The sequence below is a fragment of the Enterococcus saccharolyticus subsp. saccharolyticus genome (genome assembly GCF_029023825.1).
GTDB classification, from domain to species: Bacteria; Bacillota; Bacilli; order Lactobacillales; family Enterococcaceae; genus Enterococcus_F; species Enterococcus_F saccharolyticus.
In genome coordinates, this window is record NZ_CP118957.1 from 1,324,235 (window position 1) to 1,345,108 (window position 20,874).

Genomic DNA, 20,874 nt, shown 5'->3' on the forward strand with positions numbered 1-20,874 from the left:
TTTACTCAATTATTTGAGAAAATATACTTAATGGATTGAGAGGTAGATTGTTTCTTCCTTGAGTTTTCAAACTCGTAATCGAAAGACTAATCCCTCTCTCTGTTAAGCTGTTTACGAATGAGTTAGATGTTGAAGGCAAATGCCTTACTCCGTATCTAGAACAAGGTAGTGACGCTTTTCAGTTGAGTGGTAATCAATCCAAATTTTGTAAAGAAGGTGTGCTTATGTTTTATCTAGGTATTGATATTGGCAAACGAACACACGTCGCTTCCGTCATGAATGACGAAGGAAAAGTCCTACTTAAAGGTTTCTCTTTTGTGAATTCTTTGGACGGTACTCACGCTCTTTTAGAACGACTTACTTCTTTCTCTGATTCCACAGAGGACTTTCTTGTTGGTATGGAAGCCACCGGTCACTATTGGTTAGCCCTTTTCTCATTTCTTGATGAACAACAGTTTCTTGTTCACGTCATCAATCCCATTCAAACAGATGGCTGGAGAAAAGGAACTGAAATTCGTAAACGAAAAAATGATAGTATCGACTCAGTATTAATTGCTGACTTAATTCGCTACGGTTCATTCAACGAAACAGCTTTAGCGGACGAAACCATGTTCTCCTTACGTCAATTGACTCGTTATCGTTCATATCTTGTTGGCACAGCTGGCGACTTTAAACGAAAAGTCATTGCCATACTAGACCAAATCTTTCCTGAGTACGAAAAGGTGTTTTCAAAAGTTGGCATTTTTGGCAAAGCCTCCAAAGCCGTCCTATCTGAGTTTTCGTCTCCTGATGAATTCAATCAAGTTTCTGCCGAAACATTAGCTGAAACACTCCGTGTAGCGAGTCGAAGTCGTGTTGGACAAAGCAAGGCAGAGGCACTGAAAACAGCCGCCGCTCATTCTTTTGGTGTTCGTTTTGCTCAAGATGCCTTTGTTTTTCAATTACGTTCTATGATTGATCAACTCAGCTTTTTAGAAGAACAAATTAAACGAACAGAAGAAGAAATTGCACAATTAATGGCTTCTCTTCATTCGGTCATAGAAACCGTTCCTGGTATTGGAACTGTCCTTGGTGCGACGATTTTAGGTGAAATTGGTGATATTCAGAAATTTTCTACGCCTAAAAAATTAGTAGCCTACGCAGGAATCGATGCGTCTGTCTCAAAATCTGGTGAATATGAAGCCACTCACAACGTGATGAGTAAACGTGGCTCTCCCTACTTAAGAAAAGCACTGTTTCAAGCGGCACTCATTGCGTCCAGATGTGATCCAGTTTTCAAAGCCTTTTATGATAAGAAACGAGCAGAAGGAAAACACCATCTTACAGCGATTGGCGCTGTTTCAAGAAAGCTATGCTATATTATTCATGCCATTCTAACAAAGAATGAACCGTATGAAATTCGTCAGTAGTGAAAAAAATAATCTTTCTGAGGTTTATTTGTGATGCACTTATTCGTTATTTTTCAATCAGAAGATTTTATTTATTTTCACTTGACTTTATATAGTTAGTCTTTCTTCATTAACGAAAATTTTTCGCAAATATTTTTCAAACGATTTATTTTGCAGTATCATAGAATCAGGAGGTGTTTTCTATGTTAAATAGTTTTTTTGCTTTTGGTGTTCCTATTTTTCTTTTAATCTTATATATTGGGTTTGCCATTTTTAGAAAAAATTCACAGATACCGTACCTTGAATTCGCCTTGTTTATTATCGCATCTTTTCTAACCGTGTTTAGTTTTCAAGTGATTCAACAAGCATTGACCGAATTACAAGCAGCTTCACAAAAAGTCGTTGAACAAACATATGGGTATCCATTGTATTTATTGGCGATTCCTTTGGCGTTAGGACTATTATTAATTATTTTAAATGCCTATCGTGGGTATCGACACATCAAAGACTTTCGGCTACACACCAAATAATTCATCTCATAAAAAAGCAGGATAAATAGCTAATCAAATCAAGCAATTTATCCTGCTTTTTGTTATACATCAATAAACTCGTAATAATGCGCATTAATTTTACTCGGTTGGTGTACATGAGTTAAAATGTCCAGATCCAACCGTACATAATTTTCGTGTACGATGGCATACAAATTATCTTCCATCGCTTCTTCAATGTAAGGAAGTAATTCTTCCTCATCCCCGTGTCTTTCTTGACATAATCCTTCGACTTGCTCAAAAATACGTGAGTCATTTAAAACGAAATATTCCCCGTTGTACTTATAAACGGCAACGTGGTAATCGCGTGTTTCTAACTTTGCTGAGATGACAAAAAAGCATTCTTCAACATTGGTAATCACTTTAGATAATTCTCTTGGTTTCAAACTCTGCTGAAAAAACATTTGCTCGTCGCGCCCCCTTCTCTTTCATTATAAGAAAACTCCTAAAAAATGGAAAATATTCGAACTAAAAATTAAAATTGTCTAAATATTCCATTCATGATAAAACTCTTTTAAAAAGTTTTCCATAAATTCTTTCCGTCGTCTTGCTTCTTTTTTTCCAGCTTGAGTATTCATTTTTTCAGGTAATAGAAATAATTTTTCATAAAAATGATTAATAACGGTCGTCCCTTTACGATAATCCGCTTTTGAAACAAATTGTTGGGGCTGACGTTCTGGATCATGAATCGGATGATCGTGACCACCGCCATAATATGCCGTACGTAAAATACCAATCGCGCCTAATGCTTCTAAACGATCCGCATCTTGGACAATTTCTCCTTCTAAGGAAAGAGCTTGTTTGCCAGCTTCGACCTCTTTTGAAAAGGATAAGTTTTGAATAATGGTTAAAATCTCTTGTGTTGTCTCTGCTGAAAAATTGATTGACTGCAAAAATGCCGTCAATTCATCAATAGCTTGGGCAACATCCGTAACGACTTTATCGTCAATTACATCGTGCAAATAGGCACTACTCAAAACAACTTCTCGATTAACCGACAATTGATCTTGCTGGATAATCGTATCTGCTAAATGAGCAACTCGTTGTACGTGTAAAAAATCATGACCTGTTTTTTCATGTCCTAATTTTTCTTTCGTATAGTTTATGACTTGTGATAATTTATCCATCATTTATCCTTTCGTAAAAAGTAGCTGTGACATCAGTCCTTTAACAGTAAAATATCCGAACAACAGAAGATTGCTCCTAGCCTTGATAGCATCCATTCTATCTTGTTCGAATATTTTTGACTTGTTTTTACTTATGTCACAGTTCTCTCAACTATTATTCGTTAATTTGATACACATCAAAATAAATCGTACGTAAATAATCTAATAAGTATGTCGGATTTAAAGGTTCACCCGTTGCTTCTAAAATCAATTGATTTGGTTTTTTAGAAGCACCATAACGATGGATATGCGTCGTCAACCAATTTTTGATTGCTGAATAGTCATCAGATGCTAACACAGCATTCACATCAAGATCTTTTTGCATCGCATGGTACAATTGTGCTGCATACATATAACCGAGCGCATAAGAAGGGAAATAACCAAAACTACCACCTGACCAGTGGACATCTTGTAAAATTCCTTCTAAGTCATTTTCAGGGTGCACACCTAAATATTCTTCATACTTTTCATTCCAAATCTGTGGTAATTCATCCACAGTAACGTCTCCATTGAAAATCATTTTTTCAATTTCATAACGAATGATAATATGCAAAACATAGGTTAGACTATCTGCTTCAATCCGAATCAAACTTGCACGCGTCCGTTTTAATGCCTTATAAAATTCATCAAAGGTAATATCATCAAACGTACCTTCTGCACATTCTTGGAAGTAAGGGTATTGTTTTTGCCAAAAGTCACGATTACTTCCTACAATAATTTCATTAAAAAGCGATTGTGATTCGTGAATCCCCATTGAAGCTCCTTCATGAGCGGGGGTGTATTCAAATTTTTCATCAATATTTTGTTCATACATTCCGTGACCTGCTTCATGAATGACCCCAAAAATACCCATTGAAAAATCATGTTCATTCCAGCGGGTCGTCAAACGAACATCGCGATGATTAATTCCTGTCGCAAATGGATGAATCGTATTATCCAAACGCCCACGTTCCATATCATACCCTAGTTCTTGAATTACTTTGACGATAAATTTACGTTGTTGCGCTTCAGTCATTTTACGTGAAAGGAAATCAACACGTGGTTCTGTCCCTTTTTCTAGTAATGTTTGACGAATGTCTAGAATACCTTCACGTACTTTGGCAAAGACTTGGTCTAAAATTTCAGTCGTCATATTGGGTTCATACTGATTTAACAACACATCATATGCTGTTTTTTCGTCTTTTCGCCAATAAGGAATCAACGCTTTCGTTAAACGAATATTTTCTGCTAACGCCTCACGAAAGAGACTAAAATCTTTGTTTTCACGCGCATTTTGCCAAGCACTATGCGCTTTAGAAGTTGCTCGTGAATATTCTGTCATTAAAGCGTTAGGAACAGCATGATTTAATTCATATTCTTCTTTTACCAATTGAAAAGCAGCTGCTCCTACCTCAGACAACTCTTTTGGATGAGCCTCAAAGTACGTAATCGCTTCTGAAATTTTTGGTCCTACTTTTTTCTCAAAGTATTGACCATATAAATAACTGGTTACCTCACTACGATAGTCACTTGCACTATCGGGCATACCTGTTTGTGAATCCCATTCTAAAATCGCTAACGCTTGTTGTAATAAATCAATTTCTTTTAATTCTTGTAAAAACTCTTGTTCCTGCATGACCGAGCACTCCTTTTATTCCTCAACTCTTGGTTTTCTTGGTGGTCTTGTTCCCCAATATTGGAATAAGTCAGTTCTTAAAGCACCATTGTACAATTTACGTTTTTTGGTTGTCTTTTCACCATAAAATTCTTCAAATAATAAATCACTTGTTAAAATATATTTGCTCCATGTTTTTAATGGTCGGAATACTTCGCCCATCTCTTTATACAATTGACGGACACTTTCTTCTTCACCTAAACGTTCGCCGTATGGTGGGTTCGCTAAAATCACGCCATATTCTTTCTCCGTTTTAAAATCTTTTAACGCTTGTTGTTTGAACGTAATTGAATCACCTAAACCAATTTCTTCGGCATTGGCGCGAGCAATTTCGATCATTCGACCGTTAATATCTGTTCCCATAATATCTAATTCAACATCATAATCTGCTGCTTCATCAGCTTCAGCACGGACTTTTTCAAAAACATCTGGTGTGAACCAATCCCATGATTCACAGGCAAATTCACGATTGAATCCAGGAGCAATGTTATGACCGATTAATGCTGCTTCAATACAAATCGTTCCTGAACCACATACTGGATCAACAAAAGGGCGATCTGTTCGCCAATTTGTCAATTGTACAAGTGCTGCTGCCATATTTTCTTTTAATGGCGCACCGCCTTTTTCTAAACGATACCCACGTTTGAACAAACTTGGCCCCGTTGTATCCAACGTCACCATCACATGATCTTTTAATAAGGCAACTTCTAATTTAAATAAAGCACCTGTCTCTGCTAATGGGACACTAGCTGGACGATGGTAATACTCTCTTAAACGATTCACAATTGCTTTTTTCGTAATTGCTTGGCAGTCAGGCGTACTGTATAGCTTGGATTTAATTGATTTCCCAGCAACTGGAAACTCCGCATCTAATGGCAAATAATCTTCCCATGGCAAGGCTTTAACTTTTTCAAATAATTCATCAAAACTATACGCATCAAATTCACCGACCACAATCTTAATACGGTCAGCTGTACGCAACCATAGATTGGCCTTGGCAATAGTTTCCATTGTTCCTTTAAAACGTGCGCGTCCATTCTCGACTTGACAGTCAATCCCTAAGTTACGTAATTCTTTGCCAACTAATGCTTCTAAACCACTTGCAGCTGTAGCTACTAGCTCAAAGGTTTTTTCTTTCATAATCTACTCCTTGTAATTCGGTTTCTTATTTTCATAGTGTTTTCATAAATGGTGATAAAAAAAACCTCCCATTGCGGAAGGATTCCCTGATTAACTGTGATTTTCTATAAGCCATGTTTTGTCCAATTATTCTACAGGGAGCAGAATAACTTGGATAATCATCTATCTGCAATAAAATTGCCTCTTTGTCCCGTTCATTTCCGTTACAAAAAGCGCCCCTACCATTGTTTGGGTTGCTCGCTCGAGGGGTTTACCGCGTTCCACCAACAAGGTTTCCCATGTTGCTTCGTCACTGTGGCACTTTCAAGGATACTGGGGCATAGCAAAGCCTTAGCCGTTTTTTCCTGCCGTTACTTTTATTAAAGTACCCTAGCTTATGGTTTCGCTAGGCACGAACACTACAAGCATCGCAGCTTGTGCGAGCATGGACTTTCCTCAGCTTGATCAAGTCAAACCGCGATTATCTGAAAATCACAGAGTATTGATTTCTTAAAATTGACGCGTTTTTTCTAAATCATCTTCGTCATTTGTTGCTTGTGTATAATTTTCATTCACTACTTTTGTTGTTGCCACAACAGGAATTTCTTGATCTAATTTTTTACCAAACACTTCTTTTTCAAGATTTGATAAACGTTTTAAAATATCAAAGTTGGTTACTGTTTGGCTTTTCGGTGCTTCAGGTTGTGTACGAGTAGCTTTAATTTCTTGTGTCTTACTTAATTGAGCAATCTTTGCATGTAAACGATCGTTTTCTTCTTGCAATGCTAAAATTTCTTGATTGTATGCTTCATAATCTTTAATAATACCATCTAAAAACTCATCTACTTCAACTGGATCGTAACCACGCATTTTTGTCTTGAATTCTTGTTGTAAAATATCTGTTGGACTGTATGTTAAATCTGCCATACCTACACCTCATTAATTTAGATTCCGCTAATTTTAGCTCTTCGTTCCTATTCTATCCAAAAAAACCGAATAAATCAAACACTATCGTCTTCAAAAAAGGTATTTTGTAAATCGTCCATGGTAATTTGATGAATAATAAAGTCATTTTTGCTAGCGTGCTCCTGTGCTTCTTTCAAAAGAAACTGTGTTTTACCAGGATATTCATCATCATAAACCACTAAAAGACCTCCTGAATGTGTCAATAAAAACTGAGAATGATTTTTCAACTGTCCAGGATTCTGATAAGGCACATGACTTACTGCATTTACATAATTGGCTTTGATTTTTAATTCTGTTAAAACTTGTTGATTTTTTTCATTCCAGTTCTCACCAAAATCTTCAAAAGGGAAAATGATACCTAGCTTCAATTCTGGGTATTCTTTTTGTAAATCAAGTACGACTTGTCCTGCCCAAATTTCTGTTCCTAAATTCCCACCAATCAAAATCCACTCTAAACCTTCTTCGATATACTGTTGTATCGTTATTTTTAGAACTTTCTTAATAACTTTAACTTTAGGGTCTTTCTCTTGAAAAACACCGAGTTCAAAGCTACGATAACCAGAAATAACCATTGTTTGCATTCTTTCTACACACTTCCCTTTTCTTTCTTTTTCTCTTTTTGGTATAATGTGCCCTAGGAGTGTGAATAATATGGTTTTTCGATACCCCAATGGCCATCCTATGTCTTATGATGGAACGATGAAACAAAAAATGCAAGCAAAAGAAAAAACAACCACTTTCGCAAATCGCGGCATGCGATTTGAAGAAGCAATCAACGCAAGTAATGACTATTATCTCATTCGTGGACAAGCTGTCATTCACAAAAAGCCAACCCCTGTACAAATCGTCCATGTCGATTATCCACGCAGAAGTGCTGCCGTGATTAAGGAAGCCTATTTTAAAGAAGCTTCCACTACAGACTATAACGGTGTTTATCAAGGGCGTTATCTTGACTTTGAAGCAAAAGAAACAAAAAACAAAACTTCTTTTCCTTTAAAAAATTTTCACGAACATCAGATTATTCATATGCGTAATTGTTTAAAACAAAATGGTATTTGTTTTGTTTTATTATGGTTCTCAACCTTAGAGCGTTGTTTCTTTCTGGATAGCCACCAATTGATTCACTATTGGGATTCGCAACATACAGCAAAAAAATCATTATCTCTTTCATTAATTGAAGAAATAGGGATTGAAATTCAACCAAAAATTGCCCCTCGTATCCCCTATTTGGATGCTGTAAGCCACTATTTACAAGAAAAGGAGAAAATTTAGCTATGGCAAATCAACAAAATTCTCGTGTTTCACGCCATAAAACCAAGGCATCTAAACCTAGCAAGCGGAAAACACCAAAACAAAAGAACAAACGATCGATTGGTTCCATTATCTTAAAAGTTATCATGGTTCTGGTCTTTCTGGCTTGTATCGGTATCCTGTCAGGAATGGGACTATTTTGGTATTATGCCAAAGACGCGCCTAAATTAAATGATAAAGAACTTGAATCAGCAAACTCCATTCAATTTTTCGCAGCTAATGGCGAAGCCTTTCAAGATTTTGACATTGAACGACGTGAAACCATCTCTGCAACGGAAATTCCTAAAAAATTAGAAGATGCTATTGTATCTGTGGAAGATCGTCGTTTCTATAACCACATTGGAGTTGATCCTGTTCGTATCCTTGGTTCGGCAGTGTCTAACTTGATGAGTGGCGGCAAACAAGGTGGGAGTACCTTAACGCAACAATTAATCAAACTTTCTTACTTCTCGACTAAAGTGGAAGATCAAAATTTACGTCGAAAAGCCCAAGAAGCTTGGATGGCTGTTCAATTAGAACAAGAAAAATCAAAACAAGAAATTTTAACGTACTACATCAATAAAGTCTATATGTCTAATGGGGTTTACGGTATGGAGACAGCTTCGGAAATCTTCTATGGAAAACCATTGGATGAACTTTCAACTGCCCAGACAGCTTTAATTGCTGGACTACCAAATGCTCCCAATTATTATGATCCATATGTCAATAAAGATGCGGCAAAACAGCGTCGTGATACGGTCTTAATGACCATGCTAGATAATGAAAAAATCTCGCAAAAAGAATACGATGAAGCTGTGGCAACACCGATTGATGACGGCTTACAAGAATTAAACGATACGGAAAACGATTGGCGTTATTACGACAACTACTTAAAAGAAGTACTGGCTGAAGTTGAAGCGAAAGTCGGGAAAGATAGTATGCAAAACGGTTTAGATATTTACACAAACATTGATTTAGCTGCTCAAAAACGTTTGTACGACATCGTGAATAGCGATCAATATGTCCAATATCCTGATGACGAAATGCAAGTTGCTGCTACGCTAATTGATACCAATACAGGGAAAGTAACTGCCCAACTTGGAAAACGTAATGTGGAAGAAGATGTCGTTTGGGGATCAAATTACGCAGTAAATACTGGTCGTGACTTCGGATCGACAGTTAAACCACTCGTTGATTATGGGCCTGCTTTTGAATACTTAAATTATTCAACTGGAAAAACAATTGTTGATGAGCCTTACAAATATGAAGGCACTGATATTAATATCAACAACTGGGACAATCAATACATGGGAACCATGACTTTACGCAAAGCTTTAGCATTATCTCGTAACGTTCCAGCTGCGAAACTTTTTGCAGAAGTTGGTGCTGAAAATATTGAAAAGTTCTTAGAAGGTGTTGGTATTCAATACGACACCCTTGAACAATCGAATGCTATTTCTAGTAACACAAGTGTCCAAGAAGGTACAAAATATGGCGTATCTAGTCTGAAAATGGCTGCTGCTTATGCGGCATTTTCAAATGGTGGAACCTATTATGAACCACAATATGTCAATAAAATTGTCTATCAAGACGGTACTGAAGAAGTTGACGCCTTCCATCCAGAAGGGTCACAAGCGATGAAAGATACCACTGCTTATATGATTACGGATATCCTAAAAGATGTTATTACTGATGGAACAGGAACCAATGCAACTATTTCAGGTCTTTATCAAGCTGGAAAAACTGGCACATCAAACTATACCGATAGTGAAATTGCACAATTAGGTCCGGTAAACTCTCCAGCTCCAGATATTAGTTTTGTTGGGTATACCCCACACTATTCTTTAGCAGTCTGGACAGGCTATGAAAATAAATTAACACCTGTAACTAGTGAATCTTCACATGTTGCCACAGATGTCTATCGTAACTTAATGCAGTTTGTCTCTGCTTCCGTTGAAAATGAAGATTGGGAAATGCCGGATGGATTAGTTCGTGTTGGAAATGAGTTATACTTAAAAGATGAAGTAGAAGCAAAACCGACACCATCTTCTTCTATCAGAACAACACCATCCTCTAAAGAAGTCATTGAAATACCAGAAGTGGAAGAAAAAGAATCTGTTCCATCCACTGAAAGCTCAAAAGAAGTCGAACCGAGTGTTTCATCTGAAACTGTGGAGGAATCAACCTCTTCGACAGTCGATCCGACACCGGAGCCGGAACCGAGTGAAAGTAGTACACCAATAGAAACAATACCGGAGACTACGCCAACAGTCGATCCAGAACCGGAGCCGACGACACCATCGGTACCATCTTCAGAAGCACCACCTGTGTCATCGGTACCACAGGAAACAACACCACCGGTATCTTCTACACCTACTGAAACCCCTGTAACAAGCCAATAAAAATAAAACCAATCGACTTATCTATTATTTGTAAGATAAGTCGATTGGTTTTTATTTTTTCTTCATGCGGGTTTTTCCTTCTTGGCACATATCTAATAATGGACAAACATCACATTTCGGTGCACGCGCTGTACAATGATACCGTCCAAAGAAAATCATGGTATGGTGTGTTTTGACCCACAATTCTTTCGGGACTTTTTTCATTAAGGTTGCTTCAACTTCAGAAACATTTGCATCTAATTTACAAATCCGTAAACGTTTGGCAATACGCTCAACATGCGTATCTACTGCAAAAGCAGGAATCCCAAACGCTTCACCCAAAACTACATTGGCTGTTTTGCGACCAACACCTGGTAAAGTAACTAATTCCTCTCTTGTCTGAGGAACTTCTCCACCAAAGCGTTCTAAAATTTGTTCTGCACAGGCTTTAATATTTTTCGCTTTCATGCGGTATAAACCAATAGTACGAATTTTCTCAATAATATCTTCTATCGGTGCCGCCGCTAAAGCTTCTGGTGTAGGAAAAGCCGCAAATAAACCTGGCGTGGCTTTATTCACCGAAACATCCGTAGCTTGCGCACTCAAGGCAACAGCGACTACTAGTTGAAAGGGCGTGTCGTAATTTAACTCACAATGAGCATCGGGAAACATTTCGTACATTCGATTTAATGCAATCATCGTTTTCTCTTTGCTAATCATGTCTACTCCTCTTCCAGCCAATTATGCATCGATACACGTGGTAGTTGACGTGTCGATGTTGGCGCTTCTTTTTGTAACATCTGTCTTTTACGACGTTTCTGTTCTTCTTCCACTTGTACTTTTGATGTAATATTTTTGCGTTCCCATGAAAGTAAAATTCGATCGATATAATTCAAACTATACGCTTGATTGAGCACAGCTTCTTTTAAAGCGAATTGAATTAACTCAGGGTGATAATGATCTTCTTCAATCCATTGACCAATCCGTTGGTATTCAATCGGTGAAAGTGCCCGTCCGAATTCTGATTCAAACATGCGATAAAGCGATTGAACTTGTTGTTCAAAATTTTGTGTTTCAGTCTGCTTCTCTTGTTGTTTTTGTAACAGTTCAAGCTTCTCAAACACACTATTAAATTCGTAATAATCATTCATACGTCCATTCAAATCTTTTTTAGAGTCAATGATTAATAACTTTTTTTGAACTAATTGGTTGAGCAAGAGATACAATTCATTTTGTGAATACCCCATATTTGCTGCAATGGGTGCCAAATCTGGAAAGACATCGCCAGCTTCATGGTAACGATATAATTGAAGCCACAATAAAAATTCGTCGTTAGACATTCCTAAACGGCGATAATTATCCATTAATAGATTAGACAGTGTCGTTTGTCCACTCTTTAAATAATCTTGTAATGAAAGCATGTAAATTCCCTTCTTTTTAACTAAATTTTCACATAAAAAAGCTGTCTCTACAAATAGAAACAGCTTCTTGCACTTACGCTTCAGTAACAGAAGCAATAATTTCGATTTCTACTAATACATCTTTTGGAAGACGTGCTACTTCGACTGCTGAGCGAGCAGGCAAAGCCTCATTAAATAAAGTGCTATACACTTCATTAAATGCCACAAAGTCATCCATGTTTTTTAAAAAGCAAGTCGTTTTCACAATATGATCCGCAGTAATGCCTGCCTCTTCTAAAATTGCCGAGATATTTTTTACTACTTGAGTCGTTTGTTCTTGAATTGTTGTCCCCACAACTTCACCAGTCTCTGGACTTAATGGTACTTGACCAGACGCAAATAAAAAGCCATTGGCAATTCGCCCTTGTACATAGGGTCCAATCGCTTGCGGTGCTTTTTCAGTTTGAATGATACGCATAATTAATTATTTCCTCCTTTTTGACAATCCGGACACACCCCATAAACTTCTAAGCGATGTGAACTAATTGTATAACCAGTTAATTGTTGAGCGGCCATCTCAACATCTTCAAGTCCTGGATAATGAAAATCTGCAATTTTTCCGCATTGTTTACAAATAGCATGATAATGAGGATCTGTATGAAAATCAAAACGACTAGAAGCGTCACCATAATTCATTTCTTTGACAAAACCAATCTCGGTAAATAATCGCAAATTATTATAAACCGTTGCAACGCTCATACCTGGAAATTTCACAGCAATTGCTCGGTAAATATCTTCTGCAGTTGGATGAGTTTTGGCATTTGCTAAAAATTCTAAAATGGCAATCCGTTGTGGTGTGATGCGGATGTTTTCTTCTCTTAAATGGTTCAATGCATCATCAAACGTCGTCACAGGATTCCCTCCATTCTTCTATCTTTTTTTATCATACTATGACTTCCCCTTTTTTTCTAGCAATTTATATCAAAAAAACGCTATTCTTGCACAAACAAGACTAGCGTTTTTAAAGGTTTAACAATTAGGCTTCATCAAACTGATATAGAGCCGTTGATAAGTAACGTTCTCCATTATCTGGAGCTATCGTTAAGACTTTTTTTCCTGCACCTAATGTTTGTGCTACACGTAGGGCTGCATTGATCGCGGCGCCTGACGAAATACCGACAAGAATGCCTTCTTTTACACCAACTTCACGTGCAGTCGCCATCGCATCTTCACTAGATACTGCTAACACTTCATCAAAAATTTCAACGTCTAAAACAGCAGGTACAAATCCTGTACCAATCCCTTGAATTTTGTGTGGACCTGGTTGATTCCCACTTAAGATAGCCGATTCAGCTGGTTCAACGCCATAAATTTTAATTTCTTCATACGCCTTTTTCAAGGCACGTCCAGCGCCTGTAATCGTTCCACCTGTTCCAATTCCAGCAACAAATGCATCTAATCCTTGATCACCAAAGGCTTGTACAATTTCTTGGCCCGTTGTCTTTTCATGAATCGCTGGATTTGCTGGATTATCAAATTGTAACGGCATAAAGTATTCATTTTCTGCCGCTAGCTCTTTCGCTTTATTAATGGAACCAGAAATACCTTCTGTTCCTGGGGTAAGCACTAATTCGGCACCGTATGCTTGCATCAGTTTACGACGTTCAATACTCATGGTCTCAGGCATAACAAGTACCACACGATATCCTTTTGCAGCACCAATCATTGCTAAGCCAATGCCTGTATTTCCAGAAGTTGGTTCAATAATCGTATCGCCTGCTTTTAAAAGTCCCTCTTTTTCAGCCTGTTCAATCATACTTAATGAAATTCGATCTTTCACACTACTCCCTGGGTTAAAAGCTTCCAATTTCAAATAAACATCGGCCGCTCCTTCAGGTACAATATTGTTTAATTTTACGATAGGGGTGTTGCCAACAAGTTCTGTAATCGATTGATAAATCTCGCTCATTTCGACTCTCCTCCTTTATTTACAGCTTATTGTAGCGAATTCGTCTCTTGATAGCAAATTCTTTTCAGAATAATTGAGGCGAAATCCTGTTATTTCTCTCATGTGATAGTCAATATCTATCATTTTCTAATCGTATCAACTAAACAAAAAAGCAATTTAAGAGAATTAAAAGTAATCCTCTTAAATTGCTATGATTGTTTTTATTATTCACCTATATTAAATGACTAACTGTTGACCTGCGACAATAAAACCATCTGTCAAACCATTATTTACCATTAATTGATCGACAGAAATCCCATATGCACTTGCAATTCCCCATAACGTATCTCCTGCAACGACAGTATATGTGCCACCACTTGTATAAGCTGTTTCAGTATACGTTGTTTCTGCTACTGTTTCTGTTGCATTGCTTGTTGGTTCAGGTTCTGTATAAGCTGGCGTCACTTGTGATGGTGTGTCATAACGCGTCAACCCATACGTTTCAATCAACCAGTTTAATTTTTGATTATATGTTGGATCTGTCGCGTAACGTCCAGTTAAATAAGCTGTTGCATCATAAAAACTAGTTGTTTGACTCTTCCATGTACCACCATAATTTGCAACACCTGTCGAATAACTTGTGCTTCTTAATAATGCTGCATGGTCTTGTAACGACTCCCAATAAGAACCGTAAACTCTGAACGGCTCATTCATTGATACCCATTGCCCATTAATAAATTCTTGTGTACCCAACCAAATAGATGGTTCAGAACCATACGCTTTGATACCAAACAAGTTATAATGTGGTGCTGAAGATAATAGTGATGTGCCATTGCCACTTTCTAATAAAGCTTGTGCAATCATGACAGATGCATACAAATCATTGCTTGCTGCAATTTGTTGCGCCGTTGCCCCGATGTGATTAATTAGTCCTTGTGCACCACTTTCAGCGACATATTCTTGCGCTTCCACTTGCTGAGGAACCATTGCCATAGTAGTCGGAGCTAACACCAAACCTGTGCCAAATAAAGGTAATACTGCTTTGCGATTTAATGTATATTTCCTTTGATTTTTTTGATGGCGCTCACTACGTGTTTTGTAAGTCATAACATCCTCCTAAAAAGCTTTTCGAAAACCATATGTAACTAACATACAATTTAATGCTAGGGACATTGTATGATAAAACACCAATGAAAACAATTTTTTTGTTTAAGTCTTTTAAAAAAAGTAAGCATCGTTTTTTGTTAGATAAGGCTTTTCAGCACTTAAAGTTTTTAAAAAAACTTTAAAAAAACCGATTTTTTCTCTTTTAAAACAAAAAAAGAGGGCCATTTGCCCTCTCAGACTGTAGACAAATAGAATGAATAATCCTAAAAAATAGTGATTATTCATTCTATTTTTGTTTTTTCTTAAAAATAAGCGAAAAAAAAAGAAAGGCTTTCTGCCTTTATCTAACCATGTAGCTAATTTTTTTAGATTCATGGCAGCAAACGTAAGCATCGTGTGTACGGCAACTTTTTCTAAGGAGCGATACTTGGTCCACCGTAACCCATGCTTTTCTTTCGCATCTGCAAAGACACGTTCAATTGTTTCTTTCCGCCGTTTATAAATCTGACGATTTATAGCTGTGTGACGTAAGTGTTCTACTTGATCCAGATAGTCCTGCCATATATGCCGAGTGACAACTTTTTGATAGGATTGACTCGTGGTACATTGCGGACGTAAGGGACAGTTCTGGCAAATGACAGGCGTTGATTTGTATTCACGATATCCTTTTCGATTAATAGTGGAGAAATGTAAAGGTTGGTTTTGAGGGCATAAATAACAATCAAAAAATTCATCATAGACAAACTCATTTTTCCGAAACAACTGTTTATCTCCACGAGGTCTGGTATAAGGTAAAACTGGACGTAAATGATTGGTGAACAAGTAGCGAACAATGGCTGGAGTTTTATAGGCAGCATCTGCAGCAACCGTTTGACTATCAGGAAACGCTTCGCGTATCTTGTCTAAGAGTGGAATCGCTACTTGACTGTCATGAATATTGCCAGGAGTAACAATCGTTCCTAAAATAAAGCCGTGGTCGTCGCACACGGTGTGTGCGGAGTAAGCAAATTGTTTTTCTCGTTCGCCCTTTACATAATACCCACTTTCGGGATCAGATGGACTCATTTTTCGTTCTCTCAACTCACTTTCCATGTCCCATATAAAAGGGCGTTTTCCTGCTTTGATACGTTCTTCATTAATTTCGTTCTCTAATTCTTTCTGATAAGCTTGCGCTTCAATATGTGTTAATGTTTTATTGAACTTATGTTTATTCGCATTTGCTTTTATATGTGTCGAATCCATGTATAAGTGATTTTCTGTCACCAATCCCGCTTTGACTGCTTGTTCTAAAATATAAGTAAAGATTTCCTCAAATAAAGTGGTTTCTCGAAAACGACGGGCATAGTTTTTTCCAAAGGTAGAAAAATGGGGCACTTTTTCTGTCAAATCTAATCCTAAAAACCAGCGGTAAGCGATATTCATGTCCACTTCTTTGATTGTTTGTCTCATGGATCGAATACCAAATAAGTATTGAAGGAAAACTAATTTAATCAAAATAACTGGGTCAATACTTGGACGACCAAGGGTTGAATAAGTGGATTCTACGATTGGATAGATAAAATCAAATGAGATGGCTTGATCAATTTTTCGGACTAAGTGATCTTGGGGAACTAATTCGTCAATACTAATGACAGTGGATTGCGTACGACCTTCCATTGAATGTTTGGACATCATGTCTCCTCACTCCTTTGTATTCGTTTTCAATTCTTATTATAAAAGAAAAGACTGTAGATTGCATCCAATTTCTTGGACTTTGTCTACAGTCTGAGAGGGCCATTTGCCCTCTTTAACTTTAAATAGATTTGAATGTATTTACAACATTTTCAACAGTGAAACCAAATTCAGCTAAGACTTTGTCACCAGGAGCAGATGCACCAAAATGATCAATCGTAATTGTCTTACCATGACATTTCACATATTTTGCCCAACCAAATGAAGAACCTGCTTCAATTGCCACGCGTTTTTTCACACCAGGAACTAAGACAGATGCTTTGTATTCAGGTGATTGTGCTTCAAATAAATCAAAGCTTGGTAAAGAAACAACAGATACGTCAATACCTTCTTCAGCCAATGCTTTTTGTGCTTCAACAGCCAAGTTCACTTCTGAACCTGTTGCAATTAAGATTCCTTCCGGTTTGTCCCCTTTTTGAGCCGAAATCACATATCCGCCTTTGGCAACATTTTCATCCGCATGTTCTTTGGTACCTTCAATCACTGGTAAGTTTTGACGGCTTAATACCAAAACAGTTGGTTTGTTTTGTGTCGTTAACGCTAATTTCCAAGCCGCACGTGTTTCATTTCCATCTGCTGGACGAATCACTTGGACATTTGGCATGCTGCGTAAGCTTGATAATTGTTCCACAGGTTCATGCGTTGGACCATCTTCACCAACCGCTACTGAATCATGTGTTAAGACATACGTCACTGGAATGTTTTGAATAGCAGATAAACGGACTGCTGGACGTAGGTAATCTACGAAAACGAAGAAGGTTCCACCATAGACACGTGTTCCACCATGTAATTGAATCCCGTTCATCGCTGCTGCCATTGCAAATTCACGAACACCGAACCAAATATTTCGTCCTTCGTATTGTCCTGGTTCGAAATCTTTTTCCGCTGCAACCATTGTGTTGTTTGAAGCTGATAAATCGGCTGACCCACCCCATAGACTAGGAACAGCTTTAGATAACGCTTGAATCATTTCTTTACTTGATACACGGCTTGCTTGACTTGAACCCACTTCATACGTTGGTAATTCTGCCTCCCAGTTTTCTGGAAGTTCGCCAGCAAACGCTTGTTTAAATTGGCTGGCTAATTCTGGATAAGCTGTTTCATATTCTGCAAATAAAGCATTCCAAGCTTCCTCTGCTTGCGCACCTTTATCGACCATTGTTTCTTTAAAGCGTGTAGCCACTTCTTCAGGAACAGCGAATTCAGGATAGTCCCATCCGTACGCTTTTTTCGCTGCTTGAATGCCTTCTGCTCCTAATGGCGCGCCATGTACAGAAGAGGTACCCGCATTTGGTGCACCGAAACCAATCACTGTTTTCACTTCAATCAATGTTGGTTTGTCTGTTTCAGCTTGTGCTTCTTCAATTGCTTTTGAAATAGCTACTAAATCGGTTCCTTCTGTTACAAGGATATGTTGCCAACCATATGCTTCAAAACGTTGACCAACGTTTTCTGTGAAAGCTTTTGAAGTTGGACCATCTAAAGAAATATCATTTGAATCATATAAAACAATTAATTTTCCTAATTTCAAATGACCGGCCATTGAAGCTGCTTCTTGAGAAACACCTTCCATTAAATCGCCATCACCACATAAACTATATGTGTAGTGGTCTACAACATTAAAGTTCTCACGGTTATATGTCGCAGAAAGGTGTGCTTCAGCCATTGCCATCCCTACAGCCATCGCAATCCCTTGTCCTAACGGTCCAGTTGTTGCTTCGACACCATCTGTATGCCCCACTTCTGGATGCCCTGGTGTACGGCTTTCCCATTGACGGAAGTTTTTCAAGTCGTCCGTTGTGACATCGTATCCTGCACAATGCAATAAGCTATATAATAACGCCGAACCATGTCCTGCAGAAAGTACAAAACGGTCACGATCGACCCAATTACGAGAAGTTTTTGGATTCACTTTCAAATATTTCGTCCATAATGCATAGGCCATTGGAGCAGCACCCATCGGTAATCCTGGATGTCCAGAATTCGCTTTTTGTACAGCATCAATACTTAATGTACGTAAGGTATCTACACCAAGTTGATCAATTTTATCAAACAATACTAACGCCTCCTATTTAGGTTTTTTTTACCTATATTACACACCTATTATAAAAGATACCTTTGCAATTATCAACACTTTTTGCATCGGTATCTTTTATTTTACTTTCTATTGTGTAATCCTTTAGCTTTTTGAATTTGTTTTAATTTCTCAGGAGTCACATCATTACCTTCTGGATCAACCACTTTCATCCCTTCAATATGATGCTTCATCCCACCACGAAAGGCCTTAATATATTCTTGTCTTAAAGCCTGTTGTTCGTTTTGTTCGTCTTCTGTTAGACCTTCTGCTTTTTTCTTTCTGGCTAACTCATTAATTCGCTCGATTTTTTCTTTGGATAACATGATTTCAAGCCCCTTTCTTCTCCATCTTATACAAAAGAACCGAAAAATACAATCAAAACAGAAAGCGAACGTTTGTTTGATTTTTTTTTTACCCTATGTTACACTACGTTTAAGAAAACTAGTCATATTTTTCATTTTGATAAATGATTTAAATAAAGGAAAGAAGGTGTTCGTTTTGGCAAAACGTACAGAAAACCGACAACTTGAAGTGTTAAAATTTATTCATACTCGTGTCAGTGAAAAAGGATACCCTCCTACCGTGAGAGAGATTGGCGAAGCTGTTCAACTTTCCTCTACCTCAACTGTTCATGGACATCTATCACGTTTAGAGAAAAAAGGCTTAATTTTAAGAGACCCTACAAAACCACGTGCAATAGAATTAACTCCACTTGGATTAGAAACAATTGGTGCACAACAGCAACAAATTCCTTTATTAGGGGTGGTGACCGCTGGAGAGCCCATCTTAGCAGTTGAAGATGCTTCTGATTTCTTCCCAATCCCACCAAATTTAATGGAAGACAATGGGCAATTATTCATGTTAACCATACGTGGTGAAAGCATGATAAATGCTGGTATCTTAGATGGTGACCAAGTGATTGTCAGAAAACAAGACATCGCTGGCAATGGCGATATCGTTATTGCGATGACCGATGAAGATGAAGCAACATGCAAAAGATTTTATAAAGAAAAAACACATATTCGTTTACAACCAGAAAATGATTATATGGACCCCATTATTTTACCAAGTGTTAAAATCTTAGGGTTAGTTGTTGGTTTGTATCGTCATTTTTAAAAGTTAGATAAAAAATATCCAAACGAGATTCTCGTTCGGATATTTTTTTCTTATTTCAACGAATACCATAACCGTTTTTGTTTAGTTTGAAAGAATTTCTGCGACCAAACCACTGATAAAATCAGGATGCGTATTGGGCATATTTAAACGGCCATATATACCGCCTAATTCTTCAACTAATTCTTTACATTCGATGTCATTGTCATATAGCGTTTCTAAATTATCGGCAACAAAACCAAATGGTAGATAAATAATTTCTTCATAGCCCTCTTTCAATAATTCTTCGGTTACATCTTCTACTCGAGGTCCAATCCATTTATCCGCAGTCCGTCCTGCACTTTGCCACGCATGCCCAAAGTCTAATACACCATGAACACGGCCAGCAATGGCTTTTGCTGCATTCGTAATTTCATCGACATAAGGATCGCCATTTAACAACAAACGTTCTGGTAAACTATGCGCGGTAAACAAGAATTTTTGTTTTTTCTCTGTATCTAGTGCCGCTTGAATTTGATCTGACCAAAAAACTTGAAAACCATCTTGTTGCCAAAAATGACGATGTGCAGTGTATGAAATTTCTGGATACGCCGTCAATTCTTTTTCTACGCGATCATGATATTGCTTGATAAAACTAGAGTCATGTGGTGCTAGTACCATTCCATGAATCACTGTAAATCCTTGGTTCACAATTTCTTTGACTGTATCTTCAATAAATGGCTGAATATGACGTAATCCAGTAAATACGCGATACTCTACCTCACCTATTTCGTTCAATTTTTCTTCAACAGCAAGACGTTGTGCTTCAGTAATTTGAGCTAATGGAGAAACACCCCCAATTTCTTCGTAACGTCCAGCTAATTCATCGTAAAGTTCTTGTGAAGGTTCTTTTCCATGACGAATATGGGTATAATACTCCCAAATTTCTTCTGTATTATTTGGTGTTCCGTAACTCATTAGTAAAACTGCTTGCTTTTGCATGACAA

Annotated in this window: 21 protein-coding genes and 1 other RNA gene; 5 read left to right on the forward strand and 17 right to left on the reverse strand. The window is 37.6% G+C overall.

What is annotated here, in order from left to right; translation table 11 throughout:
- The first annotated feature begins 224 nt into the window (after positions 1-224).
- Together PYW32_RS06840 and PYW32_RS06845 are read left to right on the forward strand one after the other, a co-directional pair.
- Positions 225-1,409, forward strand: coding sequence for an IS110 family RNA-guided transposase (locus PYW32_RS06840; RefSeq protein ID WP_016175061.1), 1,185 nt, complete (start codon positions 225-227; stop codon positions 1,407-1,409).
- A 182-nt stretch (positions 1,410-1,591) separates the two neighbouring features.
- Positions 1,592-1,918: a hypothetical protein gene (locus PYW32_RS06845; protein ID WP_016175060.1), complete on the forward strand. Its 327-nt coding sequence runs from the start codon at positions 1,592-1,594 to the stop codon at positions 1,916-1,918.
- 62 nt (positions 1,919-1,980) lie between these two features.
- Here PYW32_RS06845 and PYW32_RS06850 read toward each other — a convergent pair whose 3' ends face one another.
- From PYW32_RS06850 to PYW32_RS06880, 7 genes are all read right to left on the reverse strand, one after another.
- The gene (locus PYW32_RS06850; protein WP_016175059.1) at positions 1,981-2,340 is read right to left on the reverse strand and encodes a hypothetical protein; all 360 of its coding nucleotides are present in this window, start codon (positions 2,338-2,340) and stop codon (positions 1,981-1,983) included.
- A gap of 81 nt (positions 2,341-2,421) precedes the next feature.
- On the reverse strand, positions 2,422-3,063 hold the full coding sequence (locus tag PYW32_RS06855) for an HD domain-containing protein (protein WP_016175058.1): 642 nt from the start codon (positions 3,061-3,063) through the stop codon (positions 2,422-2,424).
- Positions 3,064-3,217: 154 nt separating this feature from the next.
- A complete protein-coding gene (locus tag PYW32_RS06860) occupies positions 3,218-4,717 on the reverse strand; it encodes a carboxypeptidase M32 (protein ID WP_016175057.1) in 1,500 nt (499 codons plus the stop codon).
- 15 nt (positions 4,718-4,732) lie between these two features.
- Entirely contained in the window at positions 4,733-5,896 is a 1,164-nt protein-coding gene (locus tag PYW32_RS06865; protein ID WP_016175056.1) for a THUMP domain-containing class I SAM-dependent RNA methyltransferase, read from the reverse strand.
- A gap of 102 nt (positions 5,897-5,998) precedes the next feature.
- Positions 5,999-6,368: RNase P RNA component class B (rnpB, locus tag PYW32_RS06870), an RNA gene on the reverse strand.
- Positions 6,369-6,385: 17 nt separating this feature from the next.
- Positions 6,386-6,802, reverse strand: coding sequence for a cell division regulator GpsB (gene gpsB / locus PYW32_RS06875; RefSeq protein WP_016175055.1), 417 nt, complete (start codon positions 6,800-6,802; stop codon positions 6,386-6,388).
- Between the two features lie 74 nt (positions 6,803-6,876).
- Positions 6,877-7,422 carry an SLOG family protein gene (locus PYW32_RS06880; RefSeq protein ID WP_016175054.1) on the reverse strand — a complete coding sequence of 182 codons (546 nt, stop codon included), beginning with the start codon at positions 7,420-7,422 and terminating at the stop codon, positions 6,877-6,879.
- A gap of 70 nt (positions 7,423-7,492) precedes the next feature.
- Between PYW32_RS06880 and recU the strand changes: the two genes are divergently transcribed.
- Both recU and PYW32_RS06890 read left to right on the forward strand, forming a co-directional pair.
- Positions 7,493-8,113, forward strand: a complete 621-nt coding sequence (gene recU / locus PYW32_RS06885) for a Holliday junction resolvase RecU (protein WP_016175053.1) — start codon at positions 7,493-7,495, stop codon at positions 8,111-8,113.
- A 2-nt stretch (positions 8,114-8,115) separates the two neighbouring features.
- Positions 8,116-10,533, forward strand: a complete 2,418-nt coding sequence (locus tag PYW32_RS06890) for a PBP1A family penicillin-binding protein (protein WP_016175052.1) — start codon at positions 8,116-8,118, stop codon at positions 10,531-10,533.
- A gap of 51 nt (positions 10,534-10,584) precedes the next feature.
- On the opposite strand, the gene nth is transcribed toward PYW32_RS06890, so the two are convergent.
- The 9 genes from nth to PYW32_RS06935 all read right to left on the reverse strand — a co-directional run bounded on the left by nth (position 10,585) and on the right by PYW32_RS06935 (position 19,098).
- Entirely contained in the window at positions 10,585-11,232 is a 648-nt protein-coding gene (gene nth, locus PYW32_RS06895) for an endonuclease III (RefSeq protein WP_016175051.1), read from the reverse strand.
- A 2-nt stretch (positions 11,233-11,234) separates the two neighbouring features.
- Positions 11,235-11,933 (reverse strand): DnaD domain protein, encoded by a 699-nt coding sequence (locus tag PYW32_RS06900; protein ID WP_016175050.1) that lies wholly within the window; start codon positions 11,931-11,933, stop codon positions 11,235-11,237.
- Between the two features lie 73 nt (positions 11,934-12,006).
- Positions 12,007-12,390 carry a RidA family protein gene (locus PYW32_RS06905; RefSeq protein ID WP_016175049.1) on the reverse strand — a complete coding sequence of 128 codons (384 nt, stop codon included), beginning with the start codon at positions 12,388-12,390 and terminating at the stop codon, positions 12,007-12,009.
- A 2-nt stretch (positions 12,391-12,392) separates the two neighbouring features.
- Positions 12,393-12,824 carry a Fur family transcriptional regulator gene (locus tag PYW32_RS06910; protein WP_016175048.1) on the reverse strand — a complete coding sequence of 144 codons (432 nt, stop codon included), beginning with the start codon at positions 12,822-12,824 and terminating at the stop codon, positions 12,393-12,395.
- Between the two features lie 124 nt (positions 12,825-12,948).
- On the reverse strand, positions 12,949-13,881 hold the full coding sequence (cysK, locus tag PYW32_RS06915; RefSeq protein WP_016175047.1) for a cysteine synthase A: 933 nt from the start codon (positions 13,879-13,881) through the stop codon (positions 12,949-12,951).
- A 216-nt stretch (positions 13,882-14,097) separates the two neighbouring features.
- Positions 14,098-14,967 (reverse strand): glucosaminidase domain-containing protein, encoded by an 870-nt coding sequence (locus PYW32_RS06920; RefSeq protein ID WP_016175046.1) that lies wholly within the window; start codon positions 14,965-14,967, stop codon positions 14,098-14,100.
- Positions 14,968-15,078: 111 nt separating this feature from the next.
- Positions 15,079-16,641, reverse strand: a complete 1,563-nt coding sequence (locus tag PYW32_RS06925) for an IS1182 family transposase (RefSeq protein WP_016175045.1) — start codon at positions 16,639-16,641, stop codon at positions 15,079-15,081.
- A 118-nt stretch (positions 16,642-16,759) separates the two neighbouring features.
- On the reverse strand, positions 16,760-18,754 hold the full coding sequence (gene tkt / locus PYW32_RS06930; RefSeq protein WP_016175044.1) for a transketolase: 1,995 nt from the start codon (positions 18,752-18,754) through the stop codon (positions 16,760-16,762).
- A gap of 101 nt (positions 18,755-18,855) precedes the next feature.
- Complete coding sequence (locus tag PYW32_RS06935) at positions 18,856-19,098, reverse strand: DUF896 family protein (RefSeq protein WP_016175043.1); 243 nt, start codon at positions 19,096-19,098, stop codon at positions 18,856-18,858.
- 175 nt (positions 19,099-19,273) lie between these two features.
- Between PYW32_RS06935 and lexA the strand changes: the two genes are divergently transcribed.
- Positions 19,274-19,891 (forward strand): transcriptional repressor LexA, encoded by a 618-nt coding sequence (gene lexA, locus PYW32_RS06940; RefSeq protein WP_016175042.1) that lies wholly within the window; start codon positions 19,274-19,276, stop codon positions 19,889-19,891.
- 81 nt (positions 19,892-19,972) lie between these two features.
- Here lexA and hemH read toward each other — a convergent pair whose 3' ends face one another.
- Positions 19,973-20,869, reverse strand: coding sequence for a ferrochelatase (gene hemH / locus PYW32_RS06945; protein ID WP_016175041.1), 897 nt, complete (start codon positions 20,867-20,869; stop codon positions 19,973-19,975).
- Positions 20,870-20,874: the final 5 nt, after the last annotated feature.